Genomic DNA, 14,428 nt, shown 5'->3' on the forward strand with positions numbered 1-14,428 from the left:
CGCGCCGAGTCGACACGACCCCAAGAACACTCTACTGGCCCCCTGAGACCTAACAGGAAATTCCCTGGTCAGCATGCTGTTGTCCCCGTTTCTGTGCAGTTCAATCTCACCTGGGCGCCGAGGCCGCCAACTCCTACCGATCCGTTCGATCGAGAAGCTTCGGAAACGCCCCTGCCCTGCGGGGAATGCATTGCCTCAACGGCGACGCTCAGCGCCCACTCGACTCAGCTTCCGGCGTGCTCGCACTTCCTGAACACGACATTTTGCGAGCAGGAATAGCCCAATCGGTCCGAGCGCAACGAACGCGATTCCCATGACGAGGCACCACAAGAGCGGCACGCTGAGCAAGGAGTGCCCTCCTTCCTCGAGAATGCTTTTGAAGCCGTTCGCGAGCAGGAAGTAGGGCACCGCGAGGAGCATCGCGGGAACGCCCCACTTGTGGCTGTCACGACGGTGGACGACTCGCTGAATGAGCCGGAGGCTGGGAAGATAACGGTTCAGCGCGGCAACCACGCGCGCAACTCCCGAGACGATGAAGCCCAACATGATGATTCCTCTCATTAGCGCACTGCGATGAGTAGCGGCGCTAATGGATGTGGCCCGAGGGCCCGGCCCGGAGGCGAAATATGTCATGCAGGTTTCTGCCGCTGTGCTTCCAATGTACGCCGAGCCTCCGAGAAGCGGAACCCTCGGGTCACCTACAGCGACCGCGCGCCCCGCCTAGTGAGTGCGTTCGGTGCTGCCTTCGGGCGTGCCCGCTGAGTGGTGAGTGCTCGTGCGCGTTGGATCGATTGTGCGGCACGGGCATGGTCGATCTTCTGCACGACGCCCTCAGGCTCGGAACCGAGGGCGTCGTCGCTCGTGATGCCGTACCTGTCGCGGTATGCGCCGACCGTGCGCGCATACCGCACCCAGGCGCCCTGCTTGCGCGGATCGTCAGGCTGGGTGCCGAGCGCTCGCAGCCACGGCGCATCGTCCGCAGCGGCTTGATCAGCGAGGATGGCGGCGCGTTGTTCAATGAGCTGGTGCCGTTCCGCGAGCGCCTGCCGCATATCCGGCTCGGTGATGCCGCCTGCGACAGGGATCAGTCCCGCGATCAGCCTCGGCACTTGCGCCGTGCGCCCTCCGCTGGCGGGGTGTCCGGTCGCGGTCGCAAGTCGCCAGTGCAAGACGGAAGCGAGGTCGTCGGCATCATCAAAGGCGCGGGCTTTCACGAGGCGCGGGAAGAGCTGGTCGACGTCGTGGTGGTTCGCCTCCGCGCGGCGGAGTTCGGCGGCGAGGGCACCGAAGGCATCGGAGTCGAGTACGGCATCCGCCTGTGCTTGGGTGAGGCCGGAGGCTCGAATGAGGGTGGCCCAGCGGTCGTGTTGGGCTTCGGTGGCGATGGTCTCGTACTCGGCGGCGAGTTGACGGATCGATCCCCACTTCTCCTGCTCCCGATCGATCGTCTCGTGCACTGACAATTCCGCACCCGAATGGTTCAGCACCCCGAACAGCACCCGCCGCGCATCCTCCTCCGCGTCCTCGACTTCGTGCGGGTTCAGGTGCGCATCGTCAGGGGCGTCGACGGCGACATAGGCGTAGTTCCCGTCGCGGCCGCGGGTCATCGCAACGTACAGATTCTCCCGCGTCATCGACGGGTCGACCAGCACGTGCGAGGTATCGACGGTGACGCCTTGGGCGCGGTAGGCGGTGACGGCGTAGCCGAGGTCGAGGTGCTCGGCTACGTAGTCGGCGGGCAGCACGATCGACCCCCGACGATCCTGAGTAGCGGGCCGGATCGTCACGGAGCCGTCGCGTCGCACCTTCGTGATGATCCACCGGTTTCCGTTCTGCACCCACGCCGTGCGAGACCGGAGATCCCGACGGTTGTCCCGCGTGATGACGACATCCCCGACCGCAGCGGTCGCACCGCCATCGAGCGCAACTTCACCGCGGAGCGGCTGCACGACCCCAGCGAGGATGAGTTCGGTGCGCGCGCGGAGGTTCAGCGCAGCCATGGACTCTGCGGCGTCGGTGACAAGGATCGACGCGATCCCCGCCTCGCGGTCTGCCCGCCACGCCTCATACGCCCGCGCGGTCATGTCGTCGGTGTCGCCGCCCATGACGCGGCCTGCGTCTTGGTAGGTGTCGATGACATCGGTGTGGCCGAGGCGGAGCCCGAGCGAGGCGATCTTCTCCCACTCCTTCGTGAATCGGTGGATCGTGAGGAGCTCCGGGGTCTCGTCGCGATCTCCAGCGAGAAGCCCGAAGGCGCCGGCCGCTTCGACAGCTTGGAGCTGCGAGTAGTCACCGACCAGCAGGACTTTCGCGCCCTGCTCCGCAGCGTGGCGCGTGATGCGGTCGAGTGAGAGTGTCCCGGCGAGGCTCGCTTCATCGATGATGACCAACTGCCCCGCCCGGAACCTCGCACGACCCAACAGGTGCAACGTCCACCATCTCGCGGTGTTCTCCGTCTGAATGCCGAGGTCATCGGCGAGGACTTCCGCAGCAACCACCGACGGCGCGAGCCCCACCACAGACCCCTTGCCGTGCTGTTGTTCCCATGCACGCCGGAGCGCGTTCATCGCGGTGGTCTTCCCGGTACCGGCGGGCCCGACCAGGAGATCGAGCATCCGGCCCGACAGGGCAATCCGGGTGAGCGCGTCGGTCTGATCGGGGCCGAACATCCGCCCTTCCCGATCCGGGTGACTCGTCACCTGCTCGATCACCGCGAGCGGCAGCGTCGGGGCGGTCATCGTGCGTGAGCGTTCCAGGAGCCGCGCTTCGGCTTCCAAAAGTTCGGTCGAGGAGAACAGGGCCGAATGGCGGGGCCGGAACGCACTCGTGCCCTCGACGCGCTGAAACCGTGCCGGGGTCGAGGCGAGCTCGGGCGGGGTCAGACGCAGCGAGGCGCGCTCGGCGGCATCGACGACTAGGCCGGTCACCACCTCCCGCTCCCGAGCCGACGCGAACCGGTACTCCATCGTCTGCCTCGCCGCCTCCGCAGTGAGGTTCCACCTGTGCCAGGTCGACCGCTTCGCGCCGACAGCTTCAACCACGGAGTGCGCGATCGCTTCGATCAGGTCAAGCAGCACGTCATCCGCCCGGAGCACCCGCACTTCACCGGCAAGGATCGCTTCACGCGCCCACTCACCGGCATCACGCCCCAACTTCTTGGACGCGCGCTTGCGCCATTCGGCCGTGAGATCGGCGAGCGAACGAACCCGCTTCTCAGGGCGGGTTTCGAGCGTGGCCTGCGCGCGGAGCTTGATGGCCGTTGCCGACGATGGCTGACGGCCGTGCTTCGCGATGTAGCCGGCGATGAGACGATCCTTTGCGGCGTCGATCTGGTGCGCGCGGGTCGAGAACTCGAGCACAAGTTCGTCCGGGACCGTGGAGATCGCCCACGTCGGGTTGCGATCACGGCCGCGTTCCCGTGCCTCCCACTCAACTCCGAGGAGACGGGTGAGGTGGTCGGCGATGATCGCCTCATGCAGTTCGGAAAGCGCCACCGTGGCAGCGTGCATGGGTCGCCCGTCGAGCGACCGCCACTTCCCATCGAGCACCGTCCGCACCTTGTTCGACACCACCACGTGCGTGTGCAAATGCGGGTCGTTCGCACGGGAGTCGTAGTGGTCGTAGGCGGTCGCCGCGATCCCGAAGGTATCGACCTGGGCGACCGCGCCACCATCGGTGCCGGTAGAGCCGACACGGGTGGCGGCGACCTCGCGTTCCATGAACTCGATCACCTCCGCAATCGCCGCATGATGCGCGTCCGCGATAAGTGCCTGCGTGCCCGCATCGGCGACCGCCCACAGCACCGACGCCGACTTGGGTAACGAGAACGTGTAGTCGTACCCCGCGACGGCCTTCCTCGTGCCGCGATTGCGTTCCTCTTCCTCGATCTGCGCGACGGCCTCCGCGTGGGATGCGGGTCCGAGCTCGGGGTCGAGGGCTGCGACGCGGGCTTCGATGCGCTCTGCCGGTGTCGAGTAGATCGGGTAGGCACGCCCGAGCGGGTCACCGGTCACGGGATCGCAGCCCATGCCGATGAGCAGCTGCAGTTGCTCCTCCGACACTTCATCGCCGGTCGCGATCTGCCCGTCGGCGAGCTGAGCTATCCCGGCGCCGAGCCACCGGCCGGGCGGATTCCCGACTTCGGCGTAGTAGCGCGTGAGCGGGGAGGATAGGGAGCGGTCGCCGTCGCCGGAGACGACGGAGCGCAGGAGGTACTTGTAGCCGTCTCTGGCGCTCATCACCCGCATCGAAACTGTCACATCAAGTAGGTGTTCCCGGGCGCGAAGTAGGGCTGATGAGAGACTGGAGGGATGAATCTTGACGAGCTGCTCCAGGTGATGGATCGCGCCGCTGCGAACCTGGCCAAGCTTCAGGCAATCTGGGATCGTGCGCAGCCAATGATCCCTACCCACCCGCAGCGCGGCACGAGCCGCGAATATGAAGACCTCCGCCGAGCTTGGAGTCCGCTCCTCCCGGGCCTCCCGCCCATCGACGGCGTAACGGTAACCGAAGAGCTGCCCGATATCGACGAAGCCGGACAGTCATTCATTGAGCTTTTCGAGATCAGCGAGCCGGCCTTCGACCTGATGAATCAGCTCGAACTGCCAGGTCATCAGCTCGATGAATACCGTTTCCGGCTTGGGCAAGCCCGACGGCGTGCAATCCACGACCGTCTGAACGAGCTCACTTCCACGATCAATACCACGCTCACTCAGATCATCGAGTCGATCGCGCCCGACTCATCGGATCGTGTTGATGATCCCCGAACGACCGTGGTGGCCGACTCGATCAGCGAGATCGAACGGCTGCTCGGAGACACGACCGAACGAAAGGGGCGCTGGGGAGATCTGCACCGTCATCTCCATTTCGGACAAGGTCACGACTGGCACGACATCGCGGAGATGGATTGGCCATCAGTTCGCGCCGATATCGAGGCTGCAAGCCTCTCGGAACTCGACCCGCTGCCCGTGCCTGCGATCGACCTCGGCGTCGCGGCTTCAGCACGACCGACAGGTGGCGCAAGCATCGGCCTCGACTGGTCTGTCCTCGATGACGACGGGTTTGAACGCTTATTGTTCGACCTCTTGCGCGGCTTTCCCAGCTACCAGAATGTCGAGTGGCTGATGAAGACGCGCGCGCCCGATCGCGGGCGCGATCTGTCTGCTGAGCGAGTGATCAAGGACGATGGCGGAACGACGCGGACCGAGCGGGTCATCATTCAAGCGAAGCACTGGACGTCGAAGTCGGTGGCTCCGGCGGACGTCACGAACACACTGGCGGCACTGGCACTCTGGGAGCCACCGATCGTTCGGGCATTGGTGATTGCGACGAGCGGCCGTTTCACCACCGATGCGGTTGCGATTGTCGAGAAACACAACTCTGACGGCAAGCTGCCGCTGATCGAGCTGTGGCCGGACAGCCGTTTGGAGACGCAACTCTCTCAGCGCCCGGACCTAGTCGCCTCATACCGACTTCGTTCCTAGAATTCGTCGGTCCAGCCGCACCTAGAACTCGAAGTCAGCTCCAGCGTTCTCGGCTACTGCTTCACCTCTATGCAGAGTGATGAGGAAAGTGATGATCGCGCCGGCCGTTCGCACAACCATGACCGTTTCGGCGTGTGCGACATCTGGCTCCGCGTAGCGCCCATGGCGGGCCCCCGGAAGCTGGTTCGAGTAGGCGTAGAGCTTCTCGATCGCGAGACGAAGCGGAACGTGGTAGCCAGGACTGTCCGGAAACAGGTTGCGTGCAACATCTCCTAGGGTTGCGTGGGCCTTCCCCTCGATAATCTTCGCAACCGCCTCCAGCGCGTTGAGCGCGTCAGCCACAGCGCTTTCGAGGTTCGCGGGCATGCTGCGCAGGTTACGCAGCGCACTCAGGTACTGCTTGCGCACGGGTTCGAACTCATCGGTCAACGACGCAACTGCTTCGTCCTCGTCGTGCCGAGTCTCGAACTCATTCGCGACAGGTTCGTAGAACTCGAACCGGCCACCACGCATCTCATAGGCGATTCCGCTCCGCGACAAGGCCCTGTTCACCGACTTCTGCAGTTCCGCGCGCGACGGCCCCTTCATCGTCGAAGCCTCGGCTTCCAACGCCTCATAGACGTCGAGCCAGGTCATCTGATCGAGGAGAAGCCGCGCGGACTCATCGGCGTAGGAGTCGCTCCAGATACTCGCATCAGGCAACTGCTGGGAGTATTCACAGAGCTTTCGATATGCGGCAAGCGGACTCTTCCCGTCACGGCTGACTGCATTCCACAGCACGAGACGCACTGCGTCGCTATCTCGTTCGACCTGGGTGCGTTGCGGCTCAGGTCGCGTGTACCCAAATCGATCTGCGAACGACATCGTGCTCCTTGCTCTGGTCCAGCCGCCTAGTGTCCATTCTCTCGAAGCACTGCCCGACCCCGTCAAACCTCATCTGCAAGACGCGTGGTAGCTCGGAGCGGGGGCGGACGACGAGGGTGGCGACAGCCTGTCGACGTGGGTCGAAGTGGTGTCGGGTCTGCGCGGAGGGCGGGGCGGGAGGTGGATGTCGGGTGCACCTGTGAGGTGACCATCCGGCGGCGTGAAACGCGCGAGGCCGGGTACGCCGATCACCGGGAGCCCCGATGCCTGAACACCCAGTACCGTCGGCCGGTCTGCGTGCCGGATCGTTGTTCTCTGGATACGGGGGTCTCGATCTCGCCGTCGAGCACGTCTTCCAAGCGCGCACAGTGTGGTTCTCGGAGATAAGTCCAGTGCAGGAGGTCTTCGTACGGCACTGGCCCGATGCCCCGAACCTTGGCGACATCACTGCGGTCGACTGGGGCGCGGTCGAGCCGGTGGACGTGCTCTGTGGCGGGTTTCCGTGCCAGGACGTGTCGACGGTCGGGAAGATGGCGGGCCTCGCGCCGGGCACGCGTTCCGGGCTCTGGTCGCACATGGCAGAAGCAGTCGATCGACTCCGTCCCGGATGGGTCGTGATCGAGAACGTGCGCGGCCTGCTCTCCGCCCCCGCAATCCGCGCTGTCCCGAACCCGGCTAACGCAACCCCGCCTGCTGCAACCCCTGAAGGAGACGACCATGCAACCCCTGCCGATGCAACCCTTCGCGATCTGGAACCCGGCCTGTGGGGTGTGGGAGACAACCCAGTTCGACCTCTCCGGGCGCTTGGCGCCGTTCTCGGAGACCTGGCCGACCTCGGGTACGACACGGCATGGCTCGGCCTACCCGCTTCCGCTGTCGGCGCGCCGCATCCCAGATTCCGCGTGTTCGTCGTCGCCCGTGCCGCTACTCCGGACGCCGCTGGGGTCGGACTCGTCCCGCGGCGGGGAAACGCTCGAGCAGGTGCGGGCCAGGCGGGGAACGATCGCGCTCTCCCACCAGGTCATCGATCTCACGCTGAACGGGCCCGATACCTCGAATCCGCGCACGGGCGAATCGGGGATGCTATGGCCCCTGATCGAGAGCATCTTCGAGCATGGGGAAGATACGCCGCCGCCATCGCGAGATGGGAGCACATCACCGGCAAGACAGCCCCAGCTCCCGCGCTGAACCGGGCCAGTGAGGGGCTACGCCCTTCGGCGAGGTTCGTGGAATGGGTCATGGGGCTCCCGCCGGGATGGGTGACAGACCCAGGTACTGGGTTGACGGCGAACCAACAGCTCACCGCGCTCGGCAACGGGGTGCTGCCCCTCCAAGCCGTCGCCGCTCTGACTGTTCTCACCGGAGTGTTCTCGGAATCTGCGGCACGGTAGAGCCTATGCATCGTCGCGGGTGCGAGCACGGTACTGGGTGGGGGTGACTCCGTGGTGGCGGGTGAAGGCGGCGGTGGCGTGGGTGCGGCTGTGCCATCCGGCATGCAGTGCGGCTTCACTGATGGTGAGGTCGGGGTGTTCGGTGAGGAGGGCGGCCATGCGGTGTGCGCGGGCGCGCGCGAGGTAGGTGGCTGGCGGCATCCCATAGGTGGCAGTGAACACGCGCCGCAACTGCGACGGGGACAAGTGGACGCGGGCGGCAAGTTCCGCGGTCGTCCAGGGGGTGCCGGGCTCGGTGGTGAGGAGTTCCGCGACAGCGCGGGCTTCGGTTCTCGGCCCGGAACGACGTGCCCCGAGGTCGAGGACACTCGTGTGGGTGGCGATGCCGGGGTCTGCGGGTGGGGTAGCGTGGAGGTTCCCGAGTTCGGTGATGAGACTCCAGGACAGGCTCATCGCCTGCGCATGATGCTCCAGGCCTAGGGGCTGTGAGAGTGCGTCGTCGAGGCGGTCGAGGATGTCGCACACCCGGTCGAGGACCGGCTGGTCGAGGCGGGTCTCGTGGATCGGGGCGCGGTAGATGGCGTCGAGCATGCGCTTTGCTGCGGCACGATCCGGGAGCAGGCCAGTGTACAGCCAGTAGAGCTGATCGATGATGTATCGGCGGTCGAACCCGACCCGGGTCACTTCGTAGCCGGGGTCTGGGGCGATCTGGTAGCTCACTCCGGCGTCGATCGCGAGCACATCCCCGGCAGCGAGCGCGAGGTCGCCGGCCGGGGACGCGAAGCGTGCGGTCCCGGCCCTGACGAACTTGTACACGATCCGCGAGTCCCTCATCAGTGCGGGCGCATCCGTCATCGTAGTGACCACCGTGAGCGGCACGCCCCGCACCCCAGGCTGTGGGATGCCGGGGTGCGGGAGGAAAGGCCTGGGGAGGTCCCCGCCACGCGTCAGAGCGAGACCGTTCTCGTCCTGTCGCGACTGGCTGGGGTCGTGGCGCATATCTCCGGTCTTCGTGGTTAGCAGCACCTGCAAGGATGCTGTCCCGCCCACCATCTGGGGCGGGAGGGTCTGGGGTGTTTCGAGTATGGGACGGTGCGGCTCTGGACTCCCGCGTCTCCGGGATGGGAGTCAGAGGGGTCCAGAACCGCACCGTGGGGTGCCGCCGAGATGATGCCGTATGTGGTTGTCATGACCCTTTTCGGGCATCAAGTGAAAAGTCTCGGCGGCGTCCGTCATCCCCTTTTGATCCTTGTGCAGCGGAGCTTCGTGGAGAGCGCGCCAACCCTAGGGGTGGGGAGGGAGAGGGTGGCGCGGAAGATCCCAGGTACACGAGGGGCAGGGAGGGGGATTCCTGGAGAGGGGGTGACGGGGTGTGTAACCCGCACGCTTTCGTGGTGCGGGTGGTCGGGCACTGGACATCGGTCCGGGGGAACCGGTGTCCAGGGAATCAATGAAAATCAGAGAAAAGGGCTGCTGCCCGGGAGTGAGGCGGGTAGACAGTGGCGGGCGGGGTTCTGGCGGCTCGCCCCGCATGCGAGACAGTGTTCCGGGGGTGGCCAGAACCCGCCCGATACGTTCGACCGTTACCGGCTCCGGGGGGTTCCCGCCCCATCCCCGCCGAACTGGCGTCGGAGATGGGGCGGGAGCCTTGCGGATGCTGCCGGCGGCTATCCCTGTGCGGGCGTCACCGTGGCGTCCTCTTCTTCTTTGCGGCGTTTGCGGAGGAGGAACAGGGCCCCGCCCACCAGCAGCAGACCCGCGCCGAGGAGCCCGGCGGCGCCGAGCATCTGACCGCCCGTGATCGCGAGCGGCGGACGCTCCTGGAAGGTGTTGAGGACCTTGACCGTGTTGTCCGTGCCGGTGAGGTTCGTGACGATGCCGTCGCTCACCCCGCCCTCGGTCGTGTCGTCACTGTCGGTGATGGTGACCTTCGCACCGTCCGGGACGTTGGTTTCCTTCACCTGGCACGACACCCCGGCAGGCACTGCGATGGTCTTGGACTCGCCGTCCTTCAACCGGAACGTCGCGTCACCCTCGGGCAGCACGTACTCGCCATCCACGACCTCACCGTTCTCCCCAACACCAGGGATGGTGCACGAGAGGGCGAAGCCGTAGAAGCCGCCGGTGCCGGGGCCCTCGACCTTCTTGGATACGGTCAGTTCCGCGTTCTCGAAGGTGTTCACCGCCGAGATCGTGAGGACCTGCAGCTCTTCCGGGGTGCCGTCGGTGACAGGCACCGAGTTCTCCCACGAGTCGAAGTCGACCTCGGACGCTTTCGCGCCGCCGGTGTTGACCTCTTCGCCGAAGCAGCGCGCGTTCAGGGGCAGCAGGCGCGGTTCGCCGTCGTCACCGACGAGGTACTTCGTCTGGCCGCCCTTGATCTTCACGACCCCCGAGTAAACGTCCGTGAGGATCGTCTCTCCGAGATCGTTTTCTTCTTCGATCTGGCAGGTGGTGAGGATCTCGAACATGCGATCCTTCGCCGCCTCCACCGCGACGTCGTCACCCGCGAGGGTCTTCGACACCTGCACCGAGCCTGCGGAGATGAAGTTCGTCAGAGAACCCGTCACGGTCCCCGACTTCTCTTCGACCGCGTCCCAGGGCACGGTCACGGTGACCGGCGCGGCGGGCGCGTCAGCGGAGCCGTGTTCGGTTTCGGTGATCGTGCACGACGAGAACGCGGGCAGGCCCGCCATCACATCGCTGGTGACCGCGTTCGCACCGTTCACCGGCAGGGTGACCTCCTGGTTCAGGACCTCGACCGGGGTGACCCCGTCGAGCTGCGGGTCGAAGGTGCACACGACCTGGAACTTCAGAGTGTCGGAAGCGGCGAACTCGCCCGCCCCGGCACCCGTGAGCGCCTTGTTGATCTGCACCCCGCCCAGCGGCAGGAGGCCCGCGTCGATCGTGAGATCGTGCGTGTCACGCCCCAGCACCACCGCATCCGCAGCCCCGGTTGCGGGATCGGCGTTCGAATCGACCGCACGGTCGTCGCCCGCGGTTTTCACCGTGAACTCGGTTCCGTCTGGTTTCGTGAACGTCACCGTGTAGCCGTCCGCGTTCGAGGAACGCAGCTGCTCGAAGACGTACTTGCCGTCATCTTCGCCGGTAGTGGTGTCGATCTGGACCGGGTTGCCCAGATCATCCACACCCGTCACGCGCACGGGGATCCCGGTCGCGGGCTGCTCCGCGGCACCCTGCCACTGGTTCTGGATGCCGTCGCGGTTTAAGTCCCACCAGGTGTAGTCGCCGATCGAGGACTCAATCGCGACCTCCGGGGACTCTGCCGACCGCACCGCGTTCTCAAGACCGTCCGCGTACCCGGTCGCCCGGTTCACGTACACGTCCCCGCCACGGTTGTCGACACCGACCATGCGGATCGTGAACTCGATCGCGGACCCGGTCGAGAACGGGCCCGGACGCTGGACACGAACAGCAGTCACCTCAGACTCCGAAGCCGGGCAGTCAGCCACAGTTCCGGACCCCGAGGCCACTGCACCGCCACTCGGGGCATCACACCAGGTGATGTTCCCCGTCGAGCCGTTGCGGGCGTTCCTCGGGTCTTCCGACGGGTTGGCGTTCTTCGTGTAGAGAATACGCACCTGCTGGCCCTGCAAACTGCCGTCGGTCACTTCGGCCGAGTGGAACGTGAACGAACCATGGAAATCAGACCCCAGCGCACCCTGCTTCGGGAGCACATCGATGATGTCCGGATCGTTCGGCACCGGAGCATTGCCCGGCAGACGGTTCGAGAACCTCACCGACCACTCGTTCAGCTCGTTCGTGACCTGACCTTCACGGTTGACCTGCACCACCGGGGTGAGCGGCTGCTTCGTGATCCTGACACCGCGAATGTTCGAGATCTGAATCTGCGCCTCATCCGACCGCTGCTCCAAAGTGGAGGCATCGTCCTCGGCCCACACCACGACCGTGTTCTCGTACACGCCGTCCTCAGCAGTCGGGTCCACGTTCACCGACATGATGATCGGATCCATCACCCTGTTCACTTCGTGCTGCGGAATCACCCAGCGAATGTATGTTTCACCGGACGCGCAGGCGGGACGCTTTGAGTCCGTCGGCGTGGTGGACTGCACGAGTACCGGCGTGAGCGATGCGGATGCGTAAATCTGAGATCCGGGGAGGCAATCCTCGACCCAGACATCCTTCAAGATGCCTGGAGTGGCGGCGCCCGAGGTCAAAGACGGCTGCAAACGATACTGCACCAGATCACCGCCCGTAGTCTGAGGAGGAGTATCCGAGAACTGGCCGCTGTCACCCTTGCGCACCAGCTTGTCGATGCGGGCCTGCGCGTGGGCGAGGATCAGGCGGTCGCCGCCCGAACCGGCGTGCGTCTCCGGGGTGTAGGTCGCCTGCGACCAGTTGTTGGCATGGGAGAGGAGTTCTTCAGACGTGAGTTCTTCGCCGACGACCATCTTCACACCGCCGTAGTTCGGCAGGGTCGTTCCCGTAGGCATGCCGTTGTCAGCCACACGAAGCCCAATCGAGATCACGAGGTAGACCCCGTCACCCAAGATCGTGTTGTTGGAGACCGGTTCAGGCAGGTTCACGAAGGCGCGGACCCGAGCCACAGCGGTATAGATCCCATCTGCGGCAAGTGCGGTATCGTTGCCCGGCACCTCGGACGGGTCGTCGTACCAGGGCCCCTGTGCATCGCCGCACTCGGTAGCTGCGCCTTCAGCGCCGGGAGCAGCCGAGTACTGGAACGTCACGTTCGGCACCTGGCTCTTATCAGTCGCGAAGTATGTTCCGGGCACATTGTTGTAGCCGGAGACCCAGACCGCTTCGCCCTCGGAAGGCACTCGCTGCATAGCGGAGGTGTATCCAGCGCCGACAGCCGCTGGAGCGTCCACCGCGTGCAGGTTGAGTTTCGTGTTGTCCCACGCATCACAGCCGATCGCGCTCACCGGCGCAGGCGCGTCGGGTTTCGTACCCTTGAAGAACATCTGCGAGGTCACCGTCTGCGTCGGTGCCACGGTGATGCCACCGCTCTGGATCGTGGCTCCCCCGGGAGGTCCTTCACCATGGGTGTTGTTGCCTGGCGAGAACTCAGTCGAGGTCATGTTACCCTCGGCGCCGGGGAGCCCGGCGAACCGCTTCCTGAATGCACCGGTCAACTCGACGATGGGCGTCGTCGTGCGGTAGTCGTTCCAATGCACGGGGCCAGTGACCCCGGCTGGCAGGCTCGTCGCGCTCTCGCCGGGCTGATCAGCCGACGTCTGCACGTCACTGACCGGATCAAAGCCTCTGATGTCGAGATCGGTGTATGAGTTGAAGGTCGGGAGTGTCCAAGAGTTATGTGTCGAGGATTCGGTGCCGAAGTCGCGGATGACATCCACCGGGGTGTAGACCGTCAGTGCTTGGGCGATAGCATAGGCTTCGTCCCCAGGTAGAGCGGTACCGACCGGGCGCAATGCCTCGCTGGGATAGGTGCGCAGGCTCATGTCGGGAGCCTTGATGGTGAGCGCGGCGGGTGTCCCCGGGCCTGCCTGCACGACATTCATCGTGCCGGAATCGCGCACCGAGTTCGTCTCATTGCGAGACGCCCCATCCTGCACGCCAGTAGCCTTGGCGCCGGGAACTCCGTAACCGGTCGCCCCGTTGTACGCACGAGATCCATACTTTTCGAGGTCGGCCTCGATCGCGGCGATATCGGTAGCGGACAGCGAAGGGTACATAGCTTCGGGAGACAGGTCATCGGTGAAGGTGATGTCACCGATCGCCGGCATCGCACCCTTGCCGCCAGCCGGGGCCGAGAACAGCACATGATAGGTGGTCTGCTTGCACGTGCGGGTAGTATCCCAGGGGCACTGAGTATTGATCGGACCGTAGTGGTATCCGGTGTTCTCCTGCAGCGCGACACCATTCTTCGAGATGTCCCACATCAGCCGTGCCGATGCCTGCACGTTCGGGAGATCAGCCGCGTCGATCGCGACGCCGTTGTACCCGTCGGCGACGATCTGTGCGGCGGCGATGGGGAGGTCCTGGCCCTGATGGGCGAGGTTCAGGACCTTCACGGTGACGTCGACGATGTCGGTGCCGGACACGATCGTGCCGCGATTGCAGACCAGGGTCTGCTCTTCGAGTTCGTCGATCGAGTCCGCGGTCAGCGGGATCGTAGGCTCGCCCGCGGTTTCCGGCGTGATCGAGGAGCCGTCTGCCAGGCAGAAGCCGGGGAGTTCGGTGATCTCCATGCCCTTGGGGAACGTGATCGTGAACGTCGTGTTCTCCGCCGTACCCGAAGGGACCGCGTACTCGACCTCGTAGGTGACGGTGTCGTTCACCCGCACGATCCCGTTGTTGGGTCCGGAGTCGTTGCCCGCGTTGCTATCGGCCTCCCAGCCCGGAGTACCGTCGGACTTGATGCGCACATCGAGTGCGAGGGTCGGAAGCGCGGGGTCGGGGTCGTCGATGTCCGCCGGTGCCGGGGCATCCTCGTCGCCCTGCGGTGCCGGGGCATCCTGGGGTGAGGGCGCGTCTTCGCTACCCGTCTCGGGCGCATCCGCCGGAGCCTCTGACACCGGCGCCTCGGTTGCCGGGGCCTCGGTCGTAGGCGTCTCGGTCTGCGTGTCGGAATCTTCCGCCCACGACATCGTGGCCGGGGTGAGGGTGAACGCCAACGCAAGCGTCAACGCGGAGGCAACGAGTTTACCCCCCTCCCTCCCCGAAAAG

Annotated in this window: 7 protein-coding genes and 1 pseudogene; 3 read left to right on the plus strand and 5 right to left on the minus strand. The window is 65.3% G+C overall.

Annotated elements, in window-relative coordinates:
- Positions 1 to 195 precede the first annotated feature (195 nt).
- Positions 196 to 546: a hypothetical protein gene (locus tag MUN76_RS05940; protein WP_244688023.1), complete on the minus strand. Its 351-nt coding sequence runs from the start codon at positions 544 to 546 to the stop codon at positions 196 to 198.
- Between the two features lie 152 nt (positions 547 to 698).
- Positions 699 to 4,247 carry a MobF family relaxase gene (mobF, locus tag MUN76_RS05945; protein ID WP_488167809.1) on the minus strand — a complete coding sequence of 1,183 codons (3,549 nt, stop codon included), beginning with the start codon at positions 4,245 to 4,247 and terminating at the stop codon, positions 699 to 701.
- 63 nt (positions 4,248 to 4,310) lie between these two features.
- Here mobF and MUN76_RS05950 point away from each other — a divergent pair, with 63 nt between their 5' ends.
- Positions 4,311 to 5,483 (plus strand): restriction endonuclease, encoded by a 1,173-nt coding sequence (locus tag MUN76_RS05950; RefSeq protein WP_244688027.1) that lies wholly within the window; start codon positions 4,311 to 4,313, stop codon positions 5,481 to 5,483.
- A gap of 21 nt (positions 5,484 to 5,504) precedes the next feature.
- On the opposite strand, the gene MUN76_RS05955 is transcribed toward MUN76_RS05950, so the two are convergent.
- Positions 5,505 to 6,347 (minus strand): AbiJ-NTD4 domain-containing protein, encoded by an 843-nt coding sequence (locus MUN76_RS05955; RefSeq protein ID WP_244688028.1) that lies wholly within the window; start codon positions 6,345 to 6,347, stop codon positions 5,505 to 5,507.
- A 263-nt stretch (positions 6,348 to 6,610) separates the two neighbouring features.
- Here MUN76_RS05955 and MUN76_RS05960 point away from each other — a divergent pair.
- A pseudogene (locus MUN76_RS05960) lies at positions 6,611 to 6,985 on the plus strand (DNA cytosine methyltransferase); the annotation flags it as partial.
- A gap of 79 nt (positions 6,986 to 7,064) precedes the next feature.
- Positions 7,065 to 7,535, plus strand: coding sequence for a hypothetical protein (locus tag MUN76_RS05965; protein WP_244688823.1), 471 nt, complete (start codon positions 7,065 to 7,067; stop codon positions 7,533 to 7,535).
- A 206-nt stretch (positions 7,536 to 7,741) separates the two neighbouring features.
- Here the strand turns inward: MUN76_RS05965 and MUN76_RS05970 are convergent, their stop codons facing one another.
- On the minus strand, positions 7,742 to 8,572 hold the full coding sequence (locus MUN76_RS05970; protein ID WP_244688030.1) for an AraC family transcriptional regulator: 831 nt from the start codon (positions 8,570 to 8,572) through the stop codon (positions 7,742 to 7,744).
- A gap of 833 nt (positions 8,573 to 9,405) precedes the next feature.
- Entirely contained in the window at positions 9,406 to 14,388 is a 4,983-nt protein-coding gene (locus MUN76_RS05975) for an SdrD B-like domain-containing protein (RefSeq protein ID WP_244688032.1), read from the minus strand.
- Between the last annotated feature and the right edge of the window lie 40 nt (positions 14,389 to 14,428).

The sequence above is a fragment of the Leucobacter rhizosphaerae genome (assembly GCF_022919175.1).
Taxonomy (GTDB): domain Bacteria; phylum Actinomycetota; class Actinomycetes; order Actinomycetales; family Microbacteriaceae; genus Leucobacter; species Leucobacter rhizosphaerae.